Source organism: Sphingomonas sp., assembly GCF_051962185.1.
Taxonomy (GTDB): domain Bacteria; phylum Pseudomonadota; class Alphaproteobacteria; order Sphingomonadales; family Sphingomonadaceae; genus Sphingomonas.
Genome location: NZ_JBQCCN010000131.1, coordinates 22,348 through 46,426, shown reverse-complemented (window position 1 = coordinate 46,426; position 24,079 = coordinate 22,348). Strand labels below are relative to the sequence as shown.

The following is a 24,079-nucleotide window of genomic DNA, read 5'->3' as shown; positions in this document are numbered from 1 at the left end:
ATTCGTCGCCCCGGGCTTGTCGCGGGGTCCACCGTGCCGCAAACCTTGCGCCGAGAGGCACGGTGGATGCCGGCACGAGGCCGGCATGACGACGAAGCCGAAATCAGGGGAGGGCGCATGACGACCAAGGCGATCTTCATCACCGGCGGTGGATCGGGCATCGGGCGCGCGGTCGCGCAACGCTTCGCGCGCGAGGGCTGGCGCGTCGGGCTCGCCGACGTCAACGCCAAAGGCCTGACCGAGACCGCCGCGCTGCTGCCCGAAGGCATGAGCGAGACGTACATCATGGACGTGCGCGACCGCGATTCGTGGCGGAACGACCTCGACGACTTCACCTCGAAGACCGGCGGCCGGCTCGACGTGCTGTTCAACAATGCCGGCATCGGCACCGGCGGCCCGATCGCCGAGATGAGCTTCGAGGACCTCGACCGCGTCGTCCAGATCAACCTGGTCGGCGTGCTCAACGGCGCCAAGATCGGCCATGGCTATCTGGCGAAGACGCCGGGGTCGTGCCTGCTCAACACCGCGTCGGCCTCGGCGATTTACGGATCGGCCGGCCTGTCGGTCTATTCGGCGACCAAGTTCGGCGTGCGTGCGCTGACCGAGGCGCTTGACGGCGAATGGCATGGCGACGGCATCAAGGTCCGCGACCTCGTCCCCGCCTTCATCGACACGCCGCTGCTCCAGGGCCCGATCGAGGGCAGCAACCGCAATATCCGCGAGACCGTGACCGAGGCCGGCCTCGAACTGAGCAGCGCGACCGATGTCGCCGATGCGGCGTGGAACGCGGTCCATGGCGACCACGTCCACACTTATGTCGGCAAGACCGCGTTCCGCATGAAATTCGCCGCGCGCTGGATGCCGGGCCAACTCCGCAAGATGATGCGGCGCGGGATCGCCAGCCCGGAATAGGCGGCAGGAGGTGAGCGACATCTCCTTCCGGCTCGACGGCCTGCTGCTCGGCATGGCCATCGTCGCCGGTGGCAGCCTGTTCCTGCTCATCGCGATCATCTCGGCGCTGGCGACGTTGTTGGCCGACGGGACGGGCGTCGCCGCTTGGAGAGTCCCGCGCACCAGCTTTTATCTGGTCCTGGCGCACGTCGTCGCTTTGCTGATCCTCATCCTGCTTGTCGACCGTCTCCGCATCCCAACGGGCCCCGACTGGATCGACTGGCTGGCGATACCATGGGGGGGCGTCATCCTGTGGGGACTGATCAAGCTCGTGCGTCGGCGATTGCGATGATCGCCCCTTTTCGACATATTATGATACAGTGTTACACAAGCTTGCCTTGACCGCTCTCATCGTCTGTTGTGGATTGGCCTCCTGCACTCGATCCGATCGGAAGATGCCCTCGGCCGACACGCAATGGCGGAATGCGGGGTGGCACTACAGATTTGAAAAGAGAGACAAATCCGGCGCTGCTCTCTATCGCTTCCACGATAACGGCAGGGACCATTTCATGGCGTTGTGCAGCGGCGTCCCGATCTTCCTGCTCGTGAATGGCGACTATGATCGGTCGGCTCGGTCGTTTTCGCTGGAAATAGATTCCCGTCGCTGGACGCTGCCCAGCGAACCCGCTGAGCATGGCGATTCGCTTTTCATCAACGACCCGAAATTCACCGACTATTTCGCTCAAGCGAAGTATCGCATCGCCTATCGCGTCGGCACCTGGCAAGTCGCGTTCGCGCCTGGTCCGATGCTCGGCCGATTGATCAAGGAATGTAGGTCGTAGCGCTGATCAACCACGATAAATCGTATCCCCCGTCTCCGCTCCGCCGCGATCCTTTACGTGGTCGATAAAGGCGCGCAGCTTGGGCAAGACTTGCCGCCGGCTAGGGTAATAGAGAAACAGGCCGGGAACGGTCGGGGCGACATCGGAGAGCACCGCCTCCAGCCGGCCAAGGCCCAGTCCCTCGGCAGCGACCGGCGCGGGGACTTGCGCTAGTCCCAGGCCGTCGACCGCCGCCCCCACGAGGGTCGGGTAATCGTTGGCGATGAATGGACCCGGCAGGTCGATCTCGACCGCGCCATTGTCATCGTCGAACGCCCAGGGCGCGAGCGCACCGCCCGACCGGCGTAGTCGCAGGCAGGCGTGGCCGCGCAAATCCTCGGGTCGTGCCGGCCGCCCACGGCGATCGAGATAGGCCGGGCTCGCGACGACCACGAGCCGGAAGGGCGGCGTCAGCCGCACCGCCACCATGTCGGCCGCGACGAACTGACCAAGTCGCACGCCGGCGTCGAACCCCGCGGCCGCGATATCGACCAGTTCCTCGCTCGCCGATAGCTCGACTTCGATGTCCGGATAGGCCTGGCAGAACGAGGCCACGAGGGGTTCGAGCAGCAACGGCACCGCGGCGCGCGGCACCGACAGGCGCAACCGGCCCGACGGCCTCTGCCCCAGATCGCGGGCAATCTCGCCAGCCGCCACCAGTTGCTCGAAAGCCGGCCCGGCGCGCTCCAGGAAAGCCTCGCCCACCTCGGTCAAGCCGACGCTGCGCGTGGTGCGGAGGAACAAGGCCGCGCCGATGCGTGCTTCGAGCGTGCGGATCGACTGGCTGACCGCCGAGGGCGTCACCCCGAGTTCGGCCGCCGCCCGCCGGAAATTGCGGTGCCGCGCGACGCTCAGGAAGACCTCGACGCCGTCCACCGCGCCTTGCCGAATTGTGAAGTTCTGCTTCATGGCTCGTGCATCATATCGCCGATAGTCGGCCGCGAAAACGGCCCCTACTTCGCCCCGACACGCTTGGGTGACGGACCCAGCGCGGACGAGGAGCCGCACATGCCGGTGGCGATGATTTTCCAGGTTCAGATGGTGCTGGGCTATGTCGCGTGGCTCATGTGGCTGGCCGGTTACGGCCTGCCACGGGCGAGAACGATGCCGCCCGAAGCGGTGCATCGCGCCATCGCCACGCTGCACGGCTTTCGCTTCTTCGGGCTGGTGTTCATCGTACCCGGCGTGGTCGGCCCGCATCTTCCCGGCGAATTTGCCGTCGTTGCCGCTTATGGGGATTTCCTGACGGGACTGCTCGCGTTGCTGGCGCTCGCGACGTCCCGGGTGCGGCCGTTATTCTGGGCGTTCACCATCGCCTTCAACGTCACGGGAATCGGCGACTTGCTGATCGACTATTACCACGCGGTGCGGCTCGGCCTTCCCGAGGCGGCGGGCGATCTCGGTGCGGCGTATCTCGTCCCGGTCCTCTATGTGCCGCTCTTAATGATCACGCACATCCTCGCCTTTTACCTGCTGTTTCGTCAGGCGCGGCGAGCGAACCGGGTAGCCATTCCGTCCTGAGATCTGCGAGCGGCAGCGACGCGCCTAATCGACCAGGTCGTCGATCGCCTCGGCCATCGTCACGTCGCGGTGCGACAGGCCCCCCGCGTCGTGGGTGGTCAGCGTGATGTCGACGCGGTTCCACACGTTCGACCATTCGGGATGGTGGTCGTGCTTCTCCGCCAGCAACGCCACGCGCGTCATGAAGGCGAACGCTTCGCTGAAATCGTCGAAGGTGAAGCTGCGGCTGATCGCGTCGCGGCCCTCGTCATAATCCCATTCGTCGAGCTCATCGAGCGCCTCGCCGCGCTCTTCGTCGCTCAGTTGCTCGACCATCGGCTGTCTCCCGTTGCTTGCCGCCGCGATGGATAACGGCCTATGCCGCTCGGCATGAGCGGGCAAGAGGCACGGCGAGCGCCGAGCGCGGACGAGATCGAGGCGATCGCGCGCCAAACCCTGGCGTCGCTGCCCGACGCGTTTCGCCGCCACATCGGCGAGATCGTGCTGATCGTCGAGGAGTTCGCCGATGACGAGACGTTGGACGCGCTGGGCATCGAGAGCCCGTTCGACCTGACCGGCGTCTATCACGGCCGGCCGATCGGCGAGAAATCGTCGATGGAATCGGGCGCCCTGCCCGACCGCATCCATCTCTATCGCCGCGCGATCCTGGATGAATGGGTGGAGGACGGTGAGGACCTGGCGACGCTCGTGCGGCACATCGTGATTCATGAGGTGGGGCACCATTTCGGGTTGAGCGACGACGACATGCACCGGCTCGAGGACGAGGCGTGAGGGGTATCGATCGCCCGTATCCCCTATCGCCGCCAATCCCACGAAAGCGGGGACCCATCGCCGATCGGTCGGACTGGCCGCGAGGATCCGGGTTGGGCCCCCGCGTTCGCGGGGGCGACGAAAAGGGCAGCGGATGCTGACGTTCGAGTCGGTGACCTGCGTGCGCGGCGGACGCGTGCTGTTCGAGACCCTGTCGTTCGCGCTGGAGGCCGGCGGCGCGGCGTTGATCACGGGCCCCAACGGCGTCGGCAAGTCGAGCCTGATCCGGCTCGCCGCCGGCTTGCTGCGGCCGGTCGCCGGGAAGATCGCCGGCGATGCCGCCCGCGCACTGCTGACCGAGCAAGCGTCGCTCGACGAGGAATTGCCGCTCGCCCGCGCGCTTGGTTTCTGGGCCAAGCTCGATGGCGGGCGCGACGTGGGCCGGGCGCTCGATGCCCTGGCGCTCGGCGACCTCGCCGACGTTCCCGTCCGCCTGCTCTCGACCGGCCAGCGCCGCCGCGCCGCGATCGCACGCGTCGTCGCGAGCGGCGCCCCGCTGTGGCTGCTCGACGAACCAGCCAATGGTCTGGATATCGCGGCATTGCGATTGCTCGAAAGCGCGATCTCACGGCATCGCGACACGGGCGGAGCAGTGCTGGTGGCAAGTCACACGCCGATCGCGCTGCCCGGCGCGCGTACGATCGATCTCTCGATCGCTTTCCGGGGAGGCGCAGAATGACGTCGAGCCTGCCCGCGCTCATCCTCCGCGACCTGCGGCGCGCCTGGATCGGCGGCGGCGCCTTGCTGCCGGTCGCCTTCTTCCTGCTCGTGGCAATCCTGTTTCCGTTCGCGGTCGGCCCCGACGCCAGGTTGCTCGCGCGGGTTGGTGGCGGGGTGTTGTGGGCGGCGGCGTTGCTCGCCGCGCTGATCCCGATCGAACGCCTCGTCGCCCCCGATCTCGCCAGCGGAGTGATCGACCAATTGCTGACCCGCGGCCAGTCCGCCGCGACCATCGCCTTCGCCAAATTGGTCGCGCATTGGCTCGCCTTCGCCCCGCCGATCCTGCTCGCCGCCCTCCCCGCCGCCGCGCTGCTCGACCTGACGCCCGACACGCTCCTCCGCGTCGAGATCGGCCTGCTGATCGGTACCCCCGGCCTCGCCGCGCTCGCGCTTGCCACCGGCGCGTTGGTCGCCGGCCTGCGCGGCGCCGGCGCGATCGCGGGGCTGCTGTTGCTGCCGCTCGCGGTGCCGCTGCTGATCTTCGGTGCCGGCAGCCTGGACGGCGGCATCGGCGCGTTCAAATTGCTGGGCGCGGTCAGCCTGCTGCTGGTCGCGGGGGCGCCCTTCGTGGCGGGGGCCGCAATCCGGGCGGGGCTCGATTAGCCAGCGCCCTGACCCCTCTCAATCCAACATTCCCTGGCCGTAGATATCCAGGTCGAGAAGCAATCCTCTCTCAGCGAGACGTTCCAGCGTTCGGGATTGCAACGTCAGCCCCTCGTTACCGCCAGCGAGAAACAAACCGCAGAATATCCGGCCACGAAACCGCTGCGCGAGGGCGCGCCACATAGGGAAGTCGTCGCTCAACCCGTCCAACAGTTCATTGATCTGGCCGTCCAGGTCGCCAGGCTCGCGGCGATCCACTCTCAACCGCCACGATCCGGTACCCGCCACCTTCTCAGCCCCGCGTGCCGTTAACCAGATTCCACCCTTTCGGACGCCCACCTGCGGTTCGCAGCCCAACCGCGCGGTAATTTCGTCGGGGTCGAGTTCATCCCCGAAAAACCCGAGCGAAGCAGCGGACTTGTGCAAAACACCCATGCGTCCCGATAACACGCTGGCGGTGACGTGGCACCAAGTTGATCCGGCGATTATTAATGGGGTCAGCGACTCCACCGCGCCCAAATCGCGGTGGGCAGTAACAACCCGCGCGTTTCCTCGCGCACCGCGAGTTCGCCGGCTTCGACCTTGCCCGGCAGATCGGCGAATGCCTGGCTGACCAATTCGCCGATCGCCAGCGCCGACATGCGCACCGCATAGACGGTCAGGAACAGGAAGCGCGAGCGGTCGTCGAGCAATTGGCGGCAATCCTGGATCAGGCCGGGCAGGCCTTCCTCCAGTCGCCACACCTCGCCCTCCGGCCCGCGGCCGAACTTCGGCGGATCGAGCAAGATGCCGTCGTAGCGCCGCCCGCGCCGCACTTCGCGCGCGGCGAATTTGGTCGCGTCGTCGACCATCCACCGCACCGGACGATCGTCGAGTCTTGCCAGCCGCGCGTTCGCACGCGCGGCCTCGACCGATTTCTTCGAGGCGTCGACATGGACCATCTTCACGCCCTGCGACGCCAGCGCCAGCGTACCGACCCCGGTATAGCCAAACAGGTTGAGCGCTTCGGCCTCCTCGACGCCGGCCAGCCGCTCGCGCATCCAGCTCCATACGGGCGCCATGTCGGGGAAGAAGCCGAGATGGCGGAACGGCGTGGTCTGCGCGGTGAAGCCGACGTCGCCCCATGTCATCGGCCAACCGTCGCGCGGGACCTGCCCGGTGAATTGCCAGCGCCCGCCGCCTTCTTCATCGGAGCCGGGAATGAACTCGCCATCGGCTTTCCACTCGGCGCTGGCCGGCGCCCACATCGCTTGCGGTTCGGGGCGGATGAAGCGGAAGCGGCCGTAGCGCTCAAGCTTGCGGCCGTGGCCGCAGTCGATCAGCCCGTAATCTGCCCAGGGCTCGCCGATCATGGTGTGGAGGTTCATGCGGCAGCCCTCGACATGCCCTCACCCTTCCGGCGCTGCGCGCCTCCCTCCCTCTCCCGCATGCGGGAGAGGGAAGGGGCCCATCGCGCCAGCGATGGGAAGGGTGAGGGCGTGTCGATCATGCTGCCGTCCGCGCAACGTACTCGGTCACCGCATCGAACGTCGCCGGCAGCGTCTCGTATCGCTCCGCCCGCTCGAACAGATCCCCCACCCGCGCCGGCAGTACCGGCCGCACGCCGGTCGCGCGCTCGACGGCGTCGCCGAACTTGGCCGGGTGTGCAGTCGCCAGCGTCACGATCGGCGCGTCGATCGCCGCCTGGCGCGCCGCGCTCAGCCCGATCGCGCTGTGCGGATCGATCACTTGCCCGGCACGCTCGCAGGCCCAGCGCATCGCCAGCGACATGTCGTCCTGGTCGATCCGCGCGCTGGTGAACAACGCCACCGCGCCCTCGCGCTGTCGGTTGGTCAGGCGCATCGCCTTCGACGCTTCGAATCCCGCCATCTGCGCCGCGAGTGCGGCGCCGTCGCGACCGCCGACGTCGAACAGCAGCCGCTCGAAATTGGAACTGACCTGGATGTCCATCGACGGCGTCGGGGTCGGCACCACGCCGGCCGCCGAATAATCGCCGCTCGATAGCGCGCGATGGAGGATGTCGTTGACGTTGGTCGCGACGATCAGCTTCGCCACCGGCAGGCCCATTTTCGCGGCGACATAGCCGGCGAAGACGTCGCCGAAATTGCCGGTCGGCACCGAGAAGGCGATCGCCCGCTCAGGCGCGCCGAGCCGGACGCCGGCGTAGAAATAATAGACCACTTGCGCCATCAGCCGCGCCCAGTTGATCGAATTGACCGCCGACAGCGTCAGATGCCCGAGCGGCCCGGTGCCCGCGACAGTGGCGTTGACCATCGCCTTCACCATCGCCTGGGCGTCGTCGAAACTGCCCTCGATCGCGATATTGTGGACGTTGGGCGCCAGCACCGTGGTCATCTGGCGGCGCTGCACGTCGGACACCCGGCCCTTGGGATGGAGCATGAAGATCTCGACCCCGTCGCGTCCGGCGACCGCGTCGATCGCCGCCGATCCGGTATCGCCGCTGGTCGCGCCGACGATCGTCAGCTTCTGGTCGCTGCCCTTGAGGAAACGCTCGAACAGCAGGCCGAGCAATTGCAGCGCGACGTCCTTGAACGCCAGCGTCGGGCCATGGAACAGCTCGAGCAGCCAATGCTGGTGATCGAGCTGGACCAGCGGCGTCACCGCGTCGTGCGAGAAGCGGCCATAGGCCTGGGTGCACAGATCGCGCAGTTCGTCCTCGCTCAGCGCGTCGCCGACGAACGGCGCCATCACCCGGACGGCGGTCTCGACATAGGACAGACCGGCCAGCGCGGCGATCGCGCCGCGGCCCAACGCCGGCCATGCCTCGGGCAGATAGAGGCCGCCGTCGTTGGCCAGCCCGGCCAAGGTCACTTCACGAAAACCGAGCGCGGGCGCCCGCCCACGCGTGCTCACATAATGCATCGTTACCCCTTGTGCGCGCGGCGGCGCAGCGCCAGCAGATAGATGACCAAGGCGACGCCGGCGAACAGGAACCATTGCACCGCATAGGCCAGGTGATTGTTGGGGATCGAGTCGATGCTCGGCATCTCGTTGGCCTTGAGCCCAGCCGGCGGGGTGTCGGCGACCAGCATCAGTTCCTTCGGATGAGCCTTGCCGAACAGGGTGGCGATCAACGGCACGCTCGACGGCGCATGGCTGATCATGCCCCTGACCTTGCCGCCGCTCCATTGCGGTTTGTAGGCTGCGTCCGGCGTGGTGCCGAGCTGGACCGAAAAACCCGGGCCTTCCGCGCCGGTGGCGCAGCGCGCGATCACCCGGAAGCCGGCTTTGCCCGCGCCCTGCAGCGACAGGCTGACCGGCTTGAGGCAAAAGGCGCCAGCGCGCCGGAACAGCAAATTGTCGCCGATCGGCGGATTGGGAAAGGCGATCGGCGGCAGCGACGGATTGGCGGCGAGCACCTTGAGCTCGGCGAGTTTTTCCACACGGCGCTGCAATTGCCAGAAGCCGAGGCCGATCATCGCCGCGACGGCCAGTGCGACCAGGATCGTCGCTATGATCGGAAACCGTTTCATCGCGCGTCCTCGCTGCGCGCCTCGCGCGCCTTGTTGCGATATTCGAGCGCGAGCAGTCCCGCTTTCGAGACGCGCAACGCCGCGACGACCGCCGCCGCGCTCAGCGGCACCCAGATCAACACATGGACCCAGAAAGGCGGTGAGAGCGACAGCTCGAGCACGATCGCCGCGGCGACGATCGCGCCGCCCAGGACGAGAATCAGCAATGCCGCCGGCCCGTCCCCGACATTGAACGCGGAGAAATCGAGCCCGCAGGCCTTGCAGCTATCGGCGAAGCGTATCCAGCCCGCGAACAGCGTCGGCGCGCCGCAGCGCGGGCACAATCCCTTCAGCGCGACCTCGACCGGCGCGACCGCGACGGGCCGAGCGCCCGCGTCGGGTCGCGCCTCTTCCATCAGCCGGCGTGGACGGGTGCGCCCCAGCCGCCCCAGACGTAGATCGTGATGAACAGGAACAGCCACACGACGTCGACGAAATGCCAGTACCAGGCTGCCGCCTCGAAGCCGAAATGCTGCTTCGGCGTGAAGTCGCCCTTGTATGCGCGGATCAGGTTCACGGTCAGGAAGATCGTTCCGATCAGCACGTGGAAGCCGTGGAAGCCGGTCGCCATGAAGAACGACGCGCCATAGTTCAGGCCCTTGAAGGGGAACGGCGCGTGGGCATATTCGTATGCCTGGATCGAGCTGAACAGCACGCCGAGCACGATCGTCAGCCACAGGCCCTTCTTGACGCCGTCATTCTCGCCGACGCCGATCAGGCCCCACAGGCCCTTCTTCTCGCCGCCGCGCTGGTTGTGGATCAACGCATGGTGCGCCCAGGTCACCGTGGTACCCGAGAGCAGCAGGATGATCGTGTTCAAGAGCGGGAATTCGAAGGCGTTGATGACTTCGATGCCCTTGGGCGGCCAGATCGAGGCGGCGGCGACATTCTCGGTCGCCAGGCTCGCGGTCTTGCTCGCCGCGTCCCAGATCACGGGCGCGGGAAACAGCGAAAAGTCGAAGAACGCCCAGAACCACCCGACGAAGAACATCACTTCGGACGCGATGAACAGCACCATGCCATAGCGCAGGTGGAGCTGCACGACCGGCGTATGGTCGCCCTGATGCGCTTCCTTGATGACATTGGCCCACCACGAGAACATCGTGAACAGGACCAGGATCGCGCCCATCCCGAACACCAGCGGACCGAGGTGCGCGCCCTTCATCCACATGATGCCGCCCGACGCGAGCACCAGGGCCGACATCGCGCCGATCAGCGGCCAGGGGTCGGGTTGCAGGATGTGATAATCGTGGTTCTTGGCGCCGGCCATGTCGGTCCCCGTTAGACTTGTTTGATTAGGCCTCTAGCTCGGCGTTTTCGCGGAATCTACCGGGTAAAACGTATAGCTGAGCGTGATGGTCTGGATATCGCGGCCGTCCGGGTCCTTGAGGATCGCCGGATCGACGAAGAAGATCACCGGCATGCGCTGCGTCTCGCCCGGCTTGAGCGTCTGCTGGGTGAAGCAGAAGCACTGGATCTTCTTGAAATAGATGCCGGCCTGCGCCGGGGTCACGTTGAACGTCGCGGTACCGGTAATGGTCTTGTTCGACAGGTTTGTCGCTGTGAAGAACGCCATGTCGCGCGCTCCGATGTCGATCGTCTCCGATTCGAGTTCGGGCTTGAACGCCCATTTCATGCCCGGCGCGACGTTGGTGTCGAACGCCACCGTCACCTTGCCGTCGACCGCGCCCGGCGCCCGTAGCGCGCGGCCGGTGGTGCCGTTGAGCCCGGTCGCCTGGCAGAACACGCGATAGAGCGGGACGCTGGCCCAGGCGAGACCGGTCGAACACGACAGGCCGAGGACGGCGAACAGAGCGGTACGAGTCGTCCGGTTCATTTGCTCCACCCCAAACCGATCTTCGCGATCGCGAGCGCGAAGATCAGGACCACCAGCACGCCCAGCACCACCGCCAGCGCGCGCGCATTGCGGCGCTGCGCCGCGAGCCTCTGTTCGTCCGGCGTCATGCCAGCCACCGATCGACGACCACCGCGCCGAACAGAATGAAGAGATAGGCGATCGAATAAGCGAACAGCCGCTTTTCGGGACGCATGCGATCGTCCACGCCGGTCGTACGGAACGTGATCCGCGCCGCCAACAGGGCGACCCACGCGGTGGCTGCCACCGCTACCCCGCCATAGATCGCGCCGGTCAGCCCGAGCGGCCAGGGAGCGATCGCCGCCACCGCCATCGGAATGGTGTAGAGCCCGATCTGCGTGCGCGTCGCGCGCTCGCCCGCCACCACCGGCAGCATCGGGATGCCGGCATTGGCGTAATCGGTCTTCACGAACAGCGCGAGCGCCCAGAAATGCGGCGGCGTCCACAGGAAGACGAGTGCGAACAGCAGCAGCGGCAGCGGCGCGACGCTGCCGGTCGCCGCGGCCCAGCCGAGCAACGGCGGAAACGCGCCGGCGGCACCGCCGATGACGATGTTCTGCGGCGTCCGCGGCTTCAGCCAGATCGTGTAGATGAAGACGTAGAACAGGATCGACACCGCCAGGATGCCGGCCGCCAGCAGATTGGTCGCGAGACCCATCAGCAGCACCGAGAAGACGGCCAGCCCGACGCCGAAGTGCAGCGCCGAGTCGCGCCTCATCCGCCCCGCCGGAAGCGGCCGGCCGCGCGTTCGCTTCATCTGCGCGTCGATATCGGCTTCGTACCATTGGTTGAGCGCACCAGCCGCGCCCGCGCCGAGCGCGATGCACAGGATCGCGACGAAGCCGATCACCGGATGGATCGCGACCGGCGCCGCGAGCATGCCGCACAGGCCGGTGAAGACGACGAGCGTCATCACGCGGGGCTTGGTCAGCGCCAGAAAATCGCGCCAGTCGGCGGGAAGAGCGATCGTCTCGGTAGTCATGGGTTGAGGGGCCTATAGGCGGCTCTGGCCGGAGTGCAAAGCCGTTGCGCCGAAACGAAAACGCCCCGGATTATATCCGGGGCGCGATCGTTGCCGGTGGCTACCGATCAATGATGATGGGAATCACCCGCATCTATCACCGGCAGCGTCTCGAACTGGTGGAACGGCGGCGGGCTCGACAGCGTCCATTCGAGCGTCGTCGCGCCTTCGCCCCAGGGATTGTCGGGCGCCTTCTTGCCGAAGAACAGGGCGTAGATCAGGTTGATGAAGAAAATCCCCATGCCGATCGCCATCGTCGTGTAGCCGTAATCCGACGCGATGTGATTCCAGTACGCCTGGGCATCGACATAGTCGGGATAGCGGCGCGGCATGTTCTGCAGGCCGAGGAAGTGCATCGGGAAGAACAGCACGTTCACGCCGATGAAGAACACCCAGAAGTGCGCCTGGCCGAGGAACTCGCTGTACATCCGCCCCGACATCTTCGGGAACCAGTAATAGAAGCCCGCGAACAGCGAGAACACCGCACCGAGCGACAGCACGTAGTGGAAGTGCGCCACGACGTAATAGGTGTCCTGGACGTTGTCGTCGATGCCGCCGTTGGCGAGCACGACGCCGGTCACGCCGCCGACGGTGAACATGAAGATGAAGCCGAGCGCCCAGACCATCGGGGTCTTGAAGCTGAGCGAGCCGCCCCACATCGTCGCGATCCACGAGAAGATCTTGATGCCGGTCGGAACCGCGATGACCATCGTCGCCGCGGTAAAATACATCTTGGTGTTCACGCTGAGGCCGGTGGTGAACATGTGGTGCGCCCACACGATGAACCCGACCACGCCGATCGCGACCATGGCATAGGCCATGCCCAGGTAACCGAACACCGGCTTCTTGGAAAAAGTCGCGACGATCTGACTGATCATGCCGAAGCCTGGCAGGATCATGATGTACACTTCGGGGTGGCCGAAGAACCAGAACAGATGCTGGTAGAGGATCGGGTCGCCGCCGCCATCCGCCTGGAAGAAGGTCGTGCCGAAGTTACGGTCGGTCAGCAGCATGGTGATCGCCGCGGCGAGCACCGGCAGCGCCAGCAGCAGCAGGAACGCGGTGACCAGCACCGACCACACGAACAGCGGCATCTTGTGCAGGGTCATGCCCGGCGCGCGCATGTTGAAGATGGTGGTGATGAAGTTGATCGCGCCCAGGATCGAACTCGCGCCCGCCAAATGGAGCGACAGGATCGTCATGTCGACCGATGGCCCCGCCTCTTGCGTCGAGAGCGGCGCATAGAGCGTCCAGCCGGTCCCCGCGCCGCCGTCGGCACCGCCGAAGAAGGGCGAGGCGAGCAGCAGCGAGAAGCTCGGCACCAGCAGCCAGAACGAGATGTTGTTCATGCGCGGGAACGCCATGTCCGGCGCGCCGATCATCAGCGGCACGAACCAGTTGCCGAAGCCGCCGATCATCGCCGGCATGACCATGAAGAACACCATGATCAGGCCGTGCGCGGTCACCAGCACGTTCCACAAATGGCGCGCCTGGTCGAGATTGACGTCGCCGCCGCCCCGGATGTGGTTGAGGATGTTCGCCCAATGGCCGAGATGCTGGATGCCCGGCGAGGCCAGCTCGACGCGCATCAGCCCCGAGATGGTGCCGCCGATGATCCCCGCGGTGATCGCGAAGATCAGGTACAGGGTACCGATATCCTTGTGGTTGGTCGACATGAACCAACGAGCGAAGAATCCCGGCTTGTGATCGGCACCATGGTGGTGCTCCTCATGGCCATGATGCGCCTCGAAGGCGTTCGGGGTGAGGGCGATATCGCTCATTGATCAGTTTCCGGTGTTGCCGGCGCCCGCCGGGTTGGCGGTGGCGGCTTGATTCGTGACGGGAGCAGGCGTGGCGGCGTTGCCGGCGACGGGGCCCTCGGGAGCGGCCGGGGTCGTCGCGTTGGTCGTGGTGGCCGGAGCCGCCGCGGCGGCGTCCGGCGCGCCGGCGACCTTGCCGCCCTTGGCCACGACCCATTTGTTGAAGACGTCGAGCGGAACCGCTTCGACCGCGATCGGCATGAAGCCGTGCTTCGGCCCGCACAGTTCCGAGCATTGACCGAAATAGACGCCCGGCTTCTCGATGGTGAAGCTGGTTTCGTTGAGGCGGCCCGGGACGGCGTCGAGCTTGATCCAGAAGGCGGGGATGGTCCAGCTGTGGATCACGTCGGCCGAGGTGGTGATCAGGCGGATCGGTACGCCGACCGGCAGCACCACTCGGTTGTCGACCGCGAGCAGGCGGGGACCGTCGGCGTCGGTGCGCGCGCGCTCGCCGGGAGCGGCCTCGTCCTTTTCCTTGAGGATGTTGGCGGTGATCTCGAACCCGCCGTTATCGGGGTAGGAATAGGTCCAATACCATTGGTTGCCGGTCGCCTTCAGCGTGATCGCGTTCTTGGGCGCGGGCTTGTACTGGCGCGAGAGCAGGCCGATCGACGGGATCGCGATCAGCACCAGGATGATGACCGGGACCAGCGTCCAGATCACTTCGATCACGGTGTTGTGTGCGGTCTTCGACGGCACCGGATTGGCGCGACGATTGAAGCGCGCCACCACGAACAGCAGCAGGAACAGGACCAGGACCGAGATCGCGACGATCACCGGCAACAGGATCGCGTTGTGCATCCAGGCGGCGTACCGGCCATTGTCGGTGACCTGCGGCTGGAGCTTCCAGCCGCCCGGAATCGGCTGACCGATCGTCGGATCGATCTTCATCGCGGGCGCACCGTCGACCGCGAGCAGCGGGTCGTTGGCGGCGGGCGTCGCTGCGGCGGCCGGGGTCGCCTTGGCGGCAGTCGCGGCGGCAGGGGTCGTGGCCGTCGGTGCGGCGCTGGTCGCCGCCGTCGTCGCGGCGGTCGCGGGCGGCGGTGCCGCGGGCGCCTGTGGCGCGGCCTGGCCGGCGCCGGCGAGCATCAGCCCCGCCGCCAGCATCGCTGTTTTCACACCCAAAAAGCGCATGTCGTCGCGTCACCCCGTTTGTCGTTTGAGCCGCCATGGCGGCCCGGTCAGTCGCGGATTTTGCCCGTCTGGCCCGGGCCTATACGCCGCTCGCGTCGCAATCTTCAAGGCGCGGGAGTCGTTTTTAGCGACAAGCCGGCGTTGCGCCCCGCAAACCACGCCCGTATCTGGGGCCCGGATGAGCGGTTCCCTATCAGATCGCCTGCGGCTGGGCGTCAACATCGATCATGTCGCAACCGTCCGGAACGCGCGCGGCTCCGGCTATCCCGACCCGGTGCGCGCGGCGTTGCTCGCGGCCGAGGCGGGTGCCGACGGCATCACCGCGCATCTGCGCGAGGATCGCCGTCACATCACCGAGGACGACATCGCCCGGCTGTCGGCCGAGCTCGGCATCCCGCTCAACCTCGAAATGGCGGCGACCGACGAAATGCTCGGCATCGCGCTGCGCCACCGCCCGCATGCGGCGTGCATCGTGCCCGAAAAGCGCGAGGAGCGCACCACCGAGGGCGGACTCGACGCCGCCGGGCAGCACAATCACCTGGCGCCGATGGTCCGCGCCTTGGGCGAGGCCAATATCCGCGTCTCGTTGTTCATCGAACCCGACCCGCGCCAGATCGAAGCGGCGCTCAGCCTCGGCGCACCGGTGGTCGAGATCCACACCGGTCGCTTTTGCGAACTCGAGGGCGAGGAACGCGCGGTCGAGCTCAAGCGAATCGCCGACGCCGCCGCGCTCGCGGCCAAGAACGGGATCGAGCCGCATGCCGGCCACGGCCTGACCTTCGACAATGTCGTGCCGATCGCCGCCATCCCGCAGATTCGCGAGCTCAACATCGGCCATTTCCTGATCGGCGAGGCGATTTTCGACGGGCTCGCGCCGGTAGTGAGAAGGATGCGCGCGCTGATGGATGAGGCGCGGTGAGGGTAATCCCGCAAATCCTCCCCCTTCATGGGGAGGGGGACCGCGCGGCGCAGCCGCGTGGTGGAGGGGGTTCGCCTCCTCGGAATCGCTTGGTGCCCGCCCCCTCCACCAAGCCGCTTCGCGTCTTGGGCCCCCTCCCCGTAAACGGGGAGGATTGATGATCATCGGCCTCGGTTCCGACCTCTGCAACATCGAGCGGATCCAGAATTCGCTCGACCGCTTCGGCGAACGATTCGAGAATCGCGTTTTCACCGAGATCGAGCGCGCCAAGGCGAATCGGCGCCCGTTCACCAAGGCGGGTACGCTGGCCAAGCGCTTCGCCGCCAAGGAAGCCTTTTCCAAGGCGGTCGGCACCGGGTTCAAGGCCGGCGTCTTCATGAAGGACCTCGGCGTGGTCAACGCGCGATCGGGCGCGCCGACGCTGGCGCTGACGGGCGGCGCCCGCGCGCGGCTTGACGCGCTCACGCCGGCTGGCCACGTGTCTTATATACATGTAACACTTACCGACGATCACCCTTGGGCGCAGGCCTTCGTGGTGATCGAGGCGCGGCCGGCGTCGGATGATGCTATCGGGCCGAACGAGACCGGGAACGATGGATGAGTGACGAGTTGGCGTTGAACGACGGAGAATTCGAGCCCGCGACGGCACCGGCGGACGCCGCCGGCCCGCCGGCCGGCGACAAATGGCGTGCGCGTGCCAGGGCGACCTGGCGCGAGATCGCCGGCCTCTTCTGGCTGGTGCTCGCCGTCCTCGGCTTCCACAGCTTCATCGCCAAGCCGTTCTACATCCCGTCCGAATCGATGCTCCCGGGGCTATTGGTCGGCGATCAGCTGGTCGTGACCAAATACGCTTATGGCTGGTCGTTCATTTCCCCGACTATCCCCAATCCGGTCGCGATGTGGCACAGCCTCGTCCAGCACAGGCAGGAAGAGAGCTGGGGCGTCCAGCTGCCGTTCGTCCATGGCCGGCTGTTCGGCCGCATGCCCGAGCGCGGCGACGTCGTCATCGTCACGCCGCCCGGGCGCAACACCGATTACATCAAGCGCGTCGTCGGCTTGCCCGGCGATCGCATCGAAGTGCGCAACGGCGTCCTCGTCATCAACAACGTGCCGGTCAAGCGCGGGCCGCTCCATTATGTCGACGTCGCCGATTACGGCGGGATGGCGCTGCCCGCGCCCGAACAGGGGACGACGTGCGACATTCCCGGCGGGCTGCAAGGCCCGGCCGGCAAGCAGACCTGCCGCCTGCCGCTGGTTCGCGAGACTCTGCCCAACGGCCGCAGCTACGAGACCGTCGACCTCACCCATGGCGAACCAGGGACCGGCCCGCTCTATTACGAGGGCGATAATTACGGGCCGATCGTCGTCCCCAAGGACCATGTCTTCCTGATGGGCGACAATCGCGAGCGGTCGGCCGACAGCCGCATCTCGCTCGATCTCGGCGGCCTCGGCGGCCCGGTGCCGTGGGAATATATCGGCGGCCGTGCCGAGTTCATCACTTTCTCCAAGAACGGCCACGCGACCTGGAACCCGCTGACTTGGTGGAACGGGTTGCGCGGCGGCCGCGCGGGCATTTCGCTTCATCCGGCACGAGACAAATAGCGTGGCGGACGAGCCCCAGACGCTGGTCGCCGAGCCCAGCCCGCACGAGATGCGCAATCCCGAGACGCGGCGCGAATTGCGTCGCGCCGCGGTGTGGCTGGGACTCGCCGCGACGATGGCGCTGGTGGTCATCCTGATCCAGCCGATCCTGATCATCCTGGCGGGGCTGGTGTTCGCCTCGATGCTCGATGGCGGCGTGCGGCTGCTCGGCCGCATCCTGCCGATCCCGCGCGGCTGGCGGCTGCTGATCGTCGTCGTGCTGACGATCCTGTTCATCGGCACCACCGTCTATCAGACCGGCGCGGGCATCGTCGTGCAGTTCAAGCAACTCCAGGCGACGCTGGAGATCCAGGCCGACAAACTGTCCGAATGGGCGGCGATGCAAGGCATCCTGCCCGGCGCCGACGATCTCAAGGGGCTGGCGCAACAGGCGCTGGGGTCGGTCGGCAAGCTGACCAGTTGGATCGGTACCGCGCTCGGCGCGATCACCACCTTATTCATGATCATGGTGATCGGGCTGTTCGTGGCGATGGAGCCGCGTATCTACGACCGCGGCCTGCAATGGATGGTGCCCAGCGACTATCGCGCCGAATTCGCGCTGACGCTGGGCCGGATGGCGACGCAGCTTCGCCGGCTGCTCGCCGGACGTCTCGCCGGCATGGCGTTCGAGGGCGTGGTGATGTGGATCGCGCTCAGCATCGCCGGCATCCCGATGGCGTTGGTGCTCGGCATCATCACCGGCATGCTCGCCTTCATCCCCAATATCGGTGCGTTCGTCAGCGGCGTGCTGATGATCTCGGTCGGGTTCAGTGCGGGAATGGACAAGGGCCTGTGGGCGATCGTGATCTATTTCGTCATCCAGACCTTCGACGGCTGGGTGGTGATCCCGCTGGTCGCGCGGCGCACGGTCGACCTGCCGCCGGCGCTGACGCTGTCGATGCAGATCCTCGCCTCGACGCTGTTCGGCGTGCTCGGCCTCGCGCTCGCCGATCCGCTCACCGCGATGATCAAGGTCGCGCTCGAGCGCAATTCGGAACGCACCGCCGAAGAGGATGCGGAGGCCGCCGCGGCCGGGATGGGGATGCTGTGACGATCCGCCTGCACGATTACTGGCGCTCGTCGGCGAGCTATCGCGTGCGCATCGCGCTGGCGATGAAGCAGGTTCCGTACGAACGCCACGTGGTGGACCTGCTCAAGCGCGAGCAGGTCGCGCCGGACAATCGCGCGGTCAATCCGCAAGGGCTGGTCCCGACGCTCGAGATCGATGGCCATGTCATCGGGCAGAGCCTGGCGATCATCGATTATCTCGACGCGCGCTTTCCCGAGCCGCGACTCGTGCCGACCGATCCGTTCGCGCGCGCCAAGACGTGGCAGCGTGCGCTGGTAATCGCCGCCGACATCCACCCGGTCGACAATCTGCGCATCCTGCGCCGGTTGAACGAGATGGGGGTGGACCAGGCCGGCCGGGACGATTGGTACCGCCACTGGATTCTCGAGGGATTCGCCGCGCTGGAGGCGATGGCCGGCGACGGGCGGTTCATGGGCGGCGACGCGCCCGATTTGTCCGACGTCTGCCTGGTACCGCAGATGTACAATGCCCGGCGGCTCGAAACCCCGCTCGACGCTTTCCCGCGACTGGTGGCGATCGATGCGGCGCTGACGGCACACCCGGCGGTCGCCGCGGCGCATCCGGACCGGTTCAGCCCAGCCGGCTGAGCTTGCGATCGAGCACCAGTTCCTCGAACAGCCGGACATAGCGTTCGACCGAATCATGGCCGCGCTCGGGCACCGGATCGGGGCGGGGGCGCCCGGGGGCGAGCCAATGGTCGAACGCCGAGACCAGCGCAGCCGGATCGTCGGTCGGGACGATGCTGCCGAGATGCGGATGCGCGACGATCTCGCGAATCGCGACGCTCGATTCGGTCGTGACCACCGGCGTGCCGAGCGCCAGCGCTTCCTGCAGCACGCCGGGAACGCCCTCGAAATCGGACGTCAGCACCAAGGCGCGCGCCTGAGCCAGGGCGGGACGCGGGTTGGTCGAATAGCCGGGCAGATGGACGCGCGCGCGCAGGCCCAGCGTGTCGATCTGATTCTCGAGTTCGTGGCGAATCTCGCCCTCGCCGACGATCATCAGCTTGGCGTCGCGCCGTTCGACCCGGGCCAGCGCGTCGATCGCCCGATCCCAGCGCTTCTGCTGGGTCAGGCGGCCGATCCCGATCAGATAATCGGCACCGGGCAGAGGTGGCGTCGGCACGCCGATCGGTTCGGCGCTCGGTGGATTGGGGATGACGCTGACGCGATCGGCGCCGATCCCGGTCATGCGCACCGTCTCCTCGGCCATCGCGGGGCTCATCGCGATCAGGTGGTCGATGAAGCTCGGATAGGTCCTGAGGAAGGTATGATAGCCCTGCGCGACCGGGAAATGCTGGTCGTCGCGATCGAGTCGGTTGGAGACCTTGCCGACCACCGGCGGACAATCGCGGCCGAGCCGCAGCTTCAACCACGCGACCGCGCTCGAATAATGATTGCCGGGGCAGAATACGAGATCGGGGGCGACCGCCTTAACCGCGTTGGGCAGAGCGCGGATCATGCCAAGATGCGTGGTACCGAGCTCGATCAGCCGCACGCCGTCGGGGATTTCAGCGGCAAGCGGTCCCTGCGCGTCGCTCAGGACGAGCGTGACCTGTTGCCCCAATTCGACCCAACCGCGGACCATGCGTAGCATCGCGCGCTCTACCCCACCGCCTTTCAAGCTGTGAGCGAAAGTCAGGATTCTTACGGGGGCGTAAGGACTGAGCATGAATGCGCCCGCTAACTCCGATTTGTGGCAAAAGTTTCTCAAGCACGAAAAAATTGCGGCAGAGCGATGAAATTACCGCCCAACCGATGCTGCAATGCAACATAATACTTGCCATTCGGTCTTGCCACCCCCAAATCGCGCAGCATTCGCGGCGACCGTCCTATCGCAGGGTCGATTGTCGCTCTCGTGCGTTGCCGTTAAGCGGCCATGATTTCCGGGCAGGTCGCGATTTGTATGGATTTGCCCCCGGTTGGACACACTGATGTTGGAGCGTCGATGAACAGCGGCTTTGTCGGGGCATCCACCAATCCGGCCGCCAAACTGGCACCGAAGATTGCCGATGCAGCGGAGGATCTCGCCGGGCTCGAACCCGTCAAGACGCTGAAGAGCCGCTGGCCGATGATCATCGCCGGCGTGCTGAGCCTCGCGATGATCGCGGGTCTGGCCAAGCAATTGCTCGGCTCGGGCCTGGCCGGCCTCAGCCATGCCGCGCCCGATTCCTGGCTCTACTATATCGTCTTCGCGTTGCTCTACATCTCGCCGCCGACCGGCGATTACATCATCTTTCGCCGCTTGTGGAAAATCCCGCTCGAGGGGTTCGGCGCGCTGATCAAGAAGCGCATCGCGAACGAGGCGGTGGTCGGCTATTCGGGCGACGCCTATTTCTACGCCTGGGCGCGAACCCGCGCGTCGATGGTCGCCGCGCCCTTCGGCGCGGTCAAGGACGTCTCGATCCTCTCCGCGATCTCGGGCAACATCATGACGCTGGTGATGACCGCGCTCGCCCTGCCCTTCGCGCTCCAGGTGCTGCCCGAGCGTTACTACACCGGCCTGTTCGTCGGCATCCCGGTCGTGATCGCGATGTGCCTGCCGTTCCTGATCTTCTCTCGCAAGGTATTCTCGCTCGACCGGAAGACCTTGTGGTGGATCTTCTGGGTGCACGCGATGCGCCTTTCGGCCGGGTGCCTGCTGATCGCTTTCGCCTGGCATTTCGCCTTGCCGGGGGTCGGCATCGGCGCATGGCTGATCCTGTCGGCGGTGCGCATGCTGGTGTCGCGGCTGCCGTTCGTGAACAAGGACCTGGTCTTCACCACCATGACCACCGCGATCATCGGCGCGGGCAACGATTTGTCCAACCTGATCGCCTTCACCACCGCGCTGACCCTGGTCGTCCATGTCGCCTTCGCCGCCTTCTTCGCGGCCCAGGCGGTGATCAGGCGCCAGATCTGAGGCGCCGGCGATGCTGGTCGTCGACGTCAACGAATTCTACTCGCCGACCGGCGGCGGCGTCCGCACTTACATCGATCGCAAGATGGCGATCATGGCCGACATGGGCCACGAACTGGTCTGCATCGCCTGCGGCAAGGAAGACCGGGTCGAGGAACGCGCCGGCGGCGGCAAGGTCATCTACGTCAAGTCGCCCGGGCTGCCGTTCGACAAGAACTATGGCCTGTTCTCGCGCTACGAACCGATCTGGCGCTGGCTCGACGAACTGAAGCCCGATGTGGTCGAGACCTCGTCGCCATGGCGCCCGGCCTGGATCGTCGGCAAGTGGCAAGGCCCCGCGCTCAAGTCGTTCTTCATGCATAACGACAATATCGCCGCCTATCCGATGCGCTGGTTCGAAGGCGTAGCGGCGCCCGAGCAGATCGAGAACGCGTGCTTCATCTATGCACGCTACATGAACCGCTTCCTGGAGCTCTACGATACCGTCGTCACCAATGGTCCCGCGCTGCAGAAACGGATGGCGCGGCGTGGCGTGCGGGTCGACGCGGCGATGACGCTGGGCATCGAACGCAGCCATTTCTCACCCGATCTGCGCGACGAGCGGCTGCGCGCCGCCATGCTGCGCCAGCTCGGCCTGCCGCCCGAGGGGCATTTGCTGATCGGGATCGGCCGCCATCACGGCGAGAAGCGTTGGCCGCTGGTGATCGACGCGGTGCGCATGGCCGGGGACAAATTGCCGGTCGGCCTGATGCTGCTCGGCACTGGGCCCGAGAGCAAGAAGCTCGAGGCGCGGATCGACGGCAACCCGCATATCCGCCTGTTTCGCCCGGTCTACGCGCGGAACGAACTCGCCCGCATCATGGCGAGCGCCGACGGCTTGATCCACGGCTCCGAGGCCGAGCCGTTCGGGCTGGTGCCGTCCGAGGCGATGGCGTCGGGCCTGCCGCTGGTCGTCCCCGACACCGGCGGTTGCGCCGAGGTCGCCGATCCTCTGACCAGCGAGACCTCTCGCGCCCGCAATGCCGGTTCGGCGGCGCAGGCGATCCTTCGGTTGTTCTCGCGCGAGCCGGCGATCCTGCGCAAGGCGGCGGTGGTCGCCGCCGGCCGGGTGCGGACCGATCGCGAACATGCCGTCGACCTGATGGCCTATTACCAGTCGCTGATCGACGCCCGCGACGGCGTCGCGCTCAGCGCAGCACGTAGAGCGTAAACTTCCCGTTCAACCGCGCGATGCCGACCGCGCGCGGCGCCGCGGCGGCCGCCAGTTTCGCTTCCAGCGCGGCGTCGCCGCCTTCCGCATCGGCATCGCCCCCAACCAGCACCGCCTGGGGCAAGGTCGCGGTGTCGAGCGTCTTGGCCGAGACCAGATTGAGCTTCCGCTCGCTCGCCGGGTCGAGCAGGTCGTGGCTGCGGAAATAGAACGGCCCGGCGGCGAAACGCGGATCGATCGATCGCCCGGTCGCGGCGACATATTGCGGCGAGAGGGTCGCAACCGCGCCAGTCACCCCCTGCTTTTCCATCGCCACGGTCAGCCGCGCGCCATCGGTCACCGCATTGGCCATCGGCGCGCCATGCAAGGCGGTCAGCACCACTGCCTCGACGGAGGGGGCCAGCCCGGCGCAGAAGAAGGTCACGAACGCGATCCTTTCCCATCGGCCGGGCGGCGACATCTCCCACAGCAGCGCCAGCCGCACGAACAGGGGCGGCAGCACCGGCAACAGATACTGCCGCCAGGTCGGCTCGGGGAGCAGGGCCGCGACGAGGCCGGCGAGGATCATCACGTCGAGCAGGCGCGCTAGGCCCTGCTCGTCGCGCCGCCAGCGCGCGGCGACCGCGACGATCGCCGGCAGCGCCGTGCCGAGCGCGAGAAACTTGAACGTATCGATCGCCTTGAACCCCAGCGACAATTTGAACGCGCGGCCGGCGTCGCGATACATCTGGTCGGGCGCCAGCGCGGGGAAGGTCAGCACCTCGAACCGCGCCGCCTCGGGCGCCTGCGCCACCATCCAGCCGACGAAGGCGACCACCGGCAGCGCGCCGAGCGCGATCATCACCGGCCGATGCCGGCGGTCGAGCAATGCCCAAAGGAAATAGGCCGCAGCGGGGATTGCGTAGCTGATCTTGGTCCCCGCCGCGAGCGCGAGCAGGAAGCCGGTCAGCAGCGCCTGCCCCGTCGATCCCTCGCCGCGCGCCGCGCGCACCATCAGCACCAGCGCACCGGCCAAAGCGGCGGCGGGCAGCGCGTCGTTGCGCGCGGTGCCGGCGCTGAACAGCAGGATGTCGGTCCCGGCGAACAAGGTCGCGACCATGATCGCCATTCGCGGCGTGGTGCCGGCGGCCTTGGCGGCACGCCCGACCATCAGCACCGCCACGGCGCCCAGCACCGCGTTGAGCACGCGCAGCGCCGGCCAGGCGAGCGCGCCCATCCCGACCGCGAACGGCGCGAACAGCATCGGCTGCAGCGGCGTCTGGAAATAAGCGAAGTCGCGCCACGGGAGCGCGTTGCCCGCCAGGATCGCGGCGGCGACATATTGGCTCTCGTCATGATTGACCGGCCGCAGCACCGACAGCAAGGCGAACAGGAAGATCAGCCCCAGGATCAACGGCGCGCCCGCCTGTCCCCCGCGCATCATTCGTAGCAACATGATCGCGTCCGTACCGGAGCCGACACGAACGCGCCACATCAAGCGCGCCGGGCGGGCGGCGAAAATGTTTCGGGTC

The 24,079-nt window shown here is 66.7% G+C and carries 29 protein-coding genes; 14 read left to right on the top strand and 15 right to left on the bottom strand.

What is annotated here, in order from left to right; all coding sequences use genetic code 11:
- Nucleotides 1–117: 117 nt before the first annotated feature.
- The 3 genes from ACTHJR_RS07735 (at nt 118) to ACTHJR_RS07725 (ending at nt 1,733) form a co-directional block, all read left to right on the top strand.
- Nucleotides 118–912 carry an SDR family oxidoreductase gene (locus tag ACTHJR_RS07735; protein ID WP_440522547.1) on the top strand — a complete coding sequence of 265 codons (795 nt, stop codon included), beginning with the start codon at nt 118–120 and terminating at the stop codon, nt 910–912.
- A 10-nt stretch (nt 913–922) separates the two neighbouring features.
- Complete coding sequence (locus tag ACTHJR_RS07730) at nt 923–1,243, top strand: hypothetical protein (RefSeq protein WP_440522546.1); 321 nt, start codon at nt 923–925, stop codon at nt 1,241–1,243.
- Between the two features lie 217 nt (nt 1,244–1,460).
- On the top strand, nt 1,461–1,733 hold the full coding sequence (locus ACTHJR_RS07725) for a hypothetical protein (protein ID WP_440522545.1): 273 nt from the start codon (nt 1,461–1,463) through the stop codon (nt 1,731–1,733).
- 6 nt (nt 1,734–1,739) lie between these two features.
- Here ACTHJR_RS07725 and ACTHJR_RS07720 read toward each other — a convergent pair whose 3' ends face one another.
- A complete protein-coding gene (locus ACTHJR_RS07720; protein ID WP_440522544.1) occupies nt 1,740–2,681 on the bottom strand; it encodes a LysR family transcriptional regulator in 942 nt (313 codons plus the stop codon).
- Between the two features lie 99 nt (nt 2,682–2,780).
- Here ACTHJR_RS07720 and ACTHJR_RS07715 point away from each other — a divergent pair, with 99 nt between their 5' ends.
- On the top strand, nt 2,781–3,293 hold the full coding sequence (locus ACTHJR_RS07715) for a hypothetical protein (protein WP_440522543.1): 513 nt from the start codon (nt 2,781–2,783) through the stop codon (nt 3,291–3,293).
- A 24-nt stretch (nt 3,294–3,317) separates the two neighbouring features.
- Here the strand turns inward: ACTHJR_RS07715 and ACTHJR_RS07710 are convergent, their stop codons facing one another.
- A complete protein-coding gene (locus ACTHJR_RS07710) occupies nt 3,318–3,761 on the bottom strand; it encodes a 4a-hydroxytetrahydrobiopterin dehydratase (RefSeq protein WP_440522542.1) in 444 nt (147 codons plus the stop codon).
- On the opposite strand from ACTHJR_RS07710, the gene ACTHJR_RS07705 reads away from it, so the two are divergent.
- The 3 genes from ACTHJR_RS07705 (at nt 3,663) to ACTHJR_RS07695 (ending at nt 5,426) form a co-directional block, all read left to right on the top strand.
- Nucleotides 3,663–4,064 carry a metallopeptidase family protein gene (locus tag ACTHJR_RS07705; RefSeq protein WP_440522541.1) on the top strand — a complete coding sequence of 134 codons (402 nt, stop codon included), beginning with the start codon at nt 3,663–3,665 and terminating at the stop codon, nt 4,062–4,064. The two genes, ACTHJR_RS07710 and ACTHJR_RS07705, sit on opposite strands and share 99 nt — an antisense overlap.
- 133 nt (nt 4,065–4,197) lie before the next feature.
- Nucleotides 4,198–4,782 (top strand): heme ABC exporter ATP-binding protein CcmA, encoded by a 585-nt coding sequence (gene ccmA, locus ACTHJR_RS07700; protein ID WP_440522540.1) that lies wholly within the window; start codon nt 4,198–4,200, stop codon nt 4,780–4,782.
- Nucleotides 4,779–5,426 carry a heme exporter protein CcmB gene (locus tag ACTHJR_RS07695; protein ID WP_440522539.1) on the top strand — a complete coding sequence of 216 codons (648 nt, stop codon included), beginning with the start codon at nt 4,779–4,781 and terminating at the stop codon, nt 5,424–5,426. Before ccmA ends, ACTHJR_RS07695 begins: the two co-directional genes overlap by 4 nt.
- A gap of 18 nt (nt 5,427–5,444) precedes the next feature.
- Here the strand turns inward: ACTHJR_RS07695 and ACTHJR_RS07690 are convergent, their stop codons facing one another.
- The 11 genes from ACTHJR_RS07690 to coxB all read right to left on the bottom strand — a co-directional run bounded on the left by ACTHJR_RS07690 (nt 5,445) and on the right by coxB (nt 14,810).
- Nucleotides 5,445–5,936, bottom strand: coding sequence for a DUF4279 domain-containing protein (locus ACTHJR_RS07690; RefSeq protein ID WP_440522538.1), 492 nt, complete (start codon nt 5,934–5,936; stop codon nt 5,445–5,447).
- Nucleotides 5,924–6,793: a class I SAM-dependent methyltransferase gene (locus ACTHJR_RS07685; protein WP_440522537.1), complete on the bottom strand. Its 870-nt coding sequence runs from the start codon at nt 6,791–6,793 to the stop codon at nt 5,924–5,926. Before ACTHJR_RS07685 ends, ACTHJR_RS07690 begins: the two co-directional genes overlap by 13 nt.
- A 118-nt stretch (nt 6,794–6,911) precedes the next feature.
- Nucleotides 6,912–8,309 carry a threonine synthase gene (gene thrC / locus ACTHJR_RS07680; RefSeq protein WP_440522536.1) on the bottom strand — a complete coding sequence of 466 codons (1,398 nt, stop codon included), beginning with the start codon at nt 8,307–8,309 and terminating at the stop codon, nt 6,912–6,914.
- Between the two features lie 2 nt (nt 8,310–8,311).
- On the bottom strand, nt 8,312–8,920 hold the full coding sequence (locus ACTHJR_RS07675; RefSeq protein WP_440522535.1) for an SURF1 family protein: 609 nt from the start codon (nt 8,918–8,920) through the stop codon (nt 8,312–8,314).
- Entirely contained in the window at nt 8,917–9,315 is a 399-nt protein-coding gene (locus ACTHJR_RS07670) for a DUF983 domain-containing protein (RefSeq protein ID WP_440522534.1), read from the bottom strand. The genes ACTHJR_RS07675 and ACTHJR_RS07670 overlap by 4 nt, the downstream gene beginning before the upstream one ends.
- Entirely contained in the window at nt 9,315–10,229 is a 915-nt protein-coding gene (locus ACTHJR_RS07665; protein ID WP_440522533.1) for a cytochrome c oxidase subunit 3, read from the bottom strand. Before ACTHJR_RS07665 ends, ACTHJR_RS07670 begins: the two co-directional genes overlap by 1 nt.
- A gap of 33 nt (nt 10,230–10,262) precedes the next feature.
- Nucleotides 10,263–10,796: a cytochrome c oxidase assembly protein gene (locus ACTHJR_RS07660; protein WP_440522532.1), complete on the bottom strand. Its 534-nt coding sequence runs from the start codon at nt 10,794–10,796 to the stop codon at nt 10,263–10,265.
- Nucleotides 10,793–10,924: a hypothetical protein gene (locus tag ACTHJR_RS07655; protein ID WP_440522531.1), complete on the bottom strand. Its 132-nt coding sequence runs from the start codon at nt 10,922–10,924 to the stop codon at nt 10,793–10,795. The genes ACTHJR_RS07660 and ACTHJR_RS07655 overlap by 4 nt, the downstream gene beginning before the upstream one ends.
- Nucleotides 10,921–11,817, bottom strand: a complete 897-nt coding sequence (locus tag ACTHJR_RS07650; RefSeq protein WP_440522530.1) for a heme o synthase — start codon at nt 11,815–11,817, stop codon at nt 10,921–10,923. Before ACTHJR_RS07650 ends, ACTHJR_RS07655 begins: the two co-directional genes overlap by 4 nt.
- 107 nt (nt 11,818–11,924) lie before the next feature.
- The gene (gene ctaD / locus ACTHJR_RS07645) at nt 11,925–13,637 is read right to left on the bottom strand and encodes a cytochrome c oxidase subunit I (RefSeq protein WP_440522529.1); all 1,713 of its coding nucleotides are present in this window, start codon (nt 13,635–13,637) and stop codon (nt 11,925–11,927) included.
- Between the two features lie 3 nt (nt 13,638–13,640).
- Nucleotides 13,641–14,810, bottom strand: a complete 1,170-nt coding sequence (coxB, locus tag ACTHJR_RS07640) for a cytochrome c oxidase subunit II (RefSeq protein ID WP_440522528.1) — start codon at nt 14,808–14,810, stop codon at nt 13,641–13,643.
- Nucleotides 14,811–14,988: 178 nt separating this feature from the next.
- Between coxB and ACTHJR_RS07635 the strand changes: the two genes are divergently transcribed.
- The 5 genes from ACTHJR_RS07635 to maiA all read left to right on the top strand — a co-directional run bounded on the left by ACTHJR_RS07635 (nt 14,989) and on the right by maiA (nt 19,047).
- Nucleotides 14,989–15,729: a pyridoxine 5'-phosphate synthase gene (locus ACTHJR_RS07635; RefSeq protein WP_440522527.1), complete on the top strand. Its 741-nt coding sequence runs from the start codon at nt 14,989–14,991 to the stop codon at nt 15,727–15,729.
- Between the two features lie 157 nt (nt 15,730–15,886).
- Nucleotides 15,887–16,330 carry a holo-ACP synthase gene (acpS, locus tag ACTHJR_RS07630; RefSeq protein WP_440522526.1) on the top strand — a complete coding sequence of 148 codons (444 nt, stop codon included), beginning with the start codon at nt 15,887–15,889 and terminating at the stop codon, nt 16,328–16,330.
- Nucleotides 16,327–17,331, top strand: a complete 1,005-nt coding sequence (gene lepB / locus ACTHJR_RS07625; RefSeq protein WP_440522525.1) for a signal peptidase I — start codon at nt 16,327–16,329, stop codon at nt 17,329–17,331. The genes acpS and lepB overlap by 4 nt, the downstream gene beginning before the upstream one ends.
- Before the next feature lie 49 nt (nt 17,332–17,380).
- Nucleotides 17,381–18,421 (top strand): AI-2E family transporter, encoded by a 1,041-nt coding sequence (locus ACTHJR_RS07620; protein WP_440522573.1) that lies wholly within the window; start codon nt 17,381–17,383, stop codon nt 18,419–18,421.
- Complete coding sequence (gene maiA / locus ACTHJR_RS07615; protein ID WP_440522524.1) at nt 18,418–19,047, top strand: maleylacetoacetate isomerase; 630 nt, start codon at nt 18,418–18,420, stop codon at nt 19,045–19,047. Before ACTHJR_RS07620 ends, maiA begins: the two co-directional genes overlap by 4 nt.
- Here maiA and ACTHJR_RS07610 read toward each other — a convergent pair.
- Entirely contained in the window at nt 19,031–20,131 is a 1,101-nt protein-coding gene (locus tag ACTHJR_RS07610; protein ID WP_440522523.1) for a glycosyltransferase, read from the bottom strand. The two genes, maiA and ACTHJR_RS07610, sit on opposite strands and share 17 nt — an antisense overlap.
- A gap of 276 nt (nt 20,132–20,407) precedes the next feature.
- On the opposite strand from ACTHJR_RS07610, the gene ACTHJR_RS07605 reads away from it, so the two are divergent.
- Nucleotides 20,408–21,361: a hypothetical protein gene (locus tag ACTHJR_RS07605; RefSeq protein ID WP_440522522.1), complete on the top strand. Its 954-nt coding sequence runs from the start codon at nt 20,408–20,410 to the stop codon at nt 21,359–21,361.
- A 10-nt stretch (nt 21,362–21,371) separates the two neighbouring features.
- Nucleotides 21,372–22,568, top strand: a complete 1,197-nt coding sequence (locus tag ACTHJR_RS07600; RefSeq protein WP_440522521.1) for a glycosyltransferase — start codon at nt 21,372–21,374, stop codon at nt 22,566–22,568.
- Here ACTHJR_RS07600 and ACTHJR_RS07595 read toward each other — a convergent pair.
- Nucleotides 22,546–23,991 (bottom strand): DUF2029 domain-containing protein, encoded by a 1,446-nt coding sequence (locus tag ACTHJR_RS07595; protein ID WP_440522520.1) that lies wholly within the window; start codon nt 23,989–23,991, stop codon nt 22,546–22,548. The genes ACTHJR_RS07600 and ACTHJR_RS07595 overlap by 23 nt on opposite strands.
- Nucleotides 23,992–24,079: the final 88 nt, after the last annotated feature.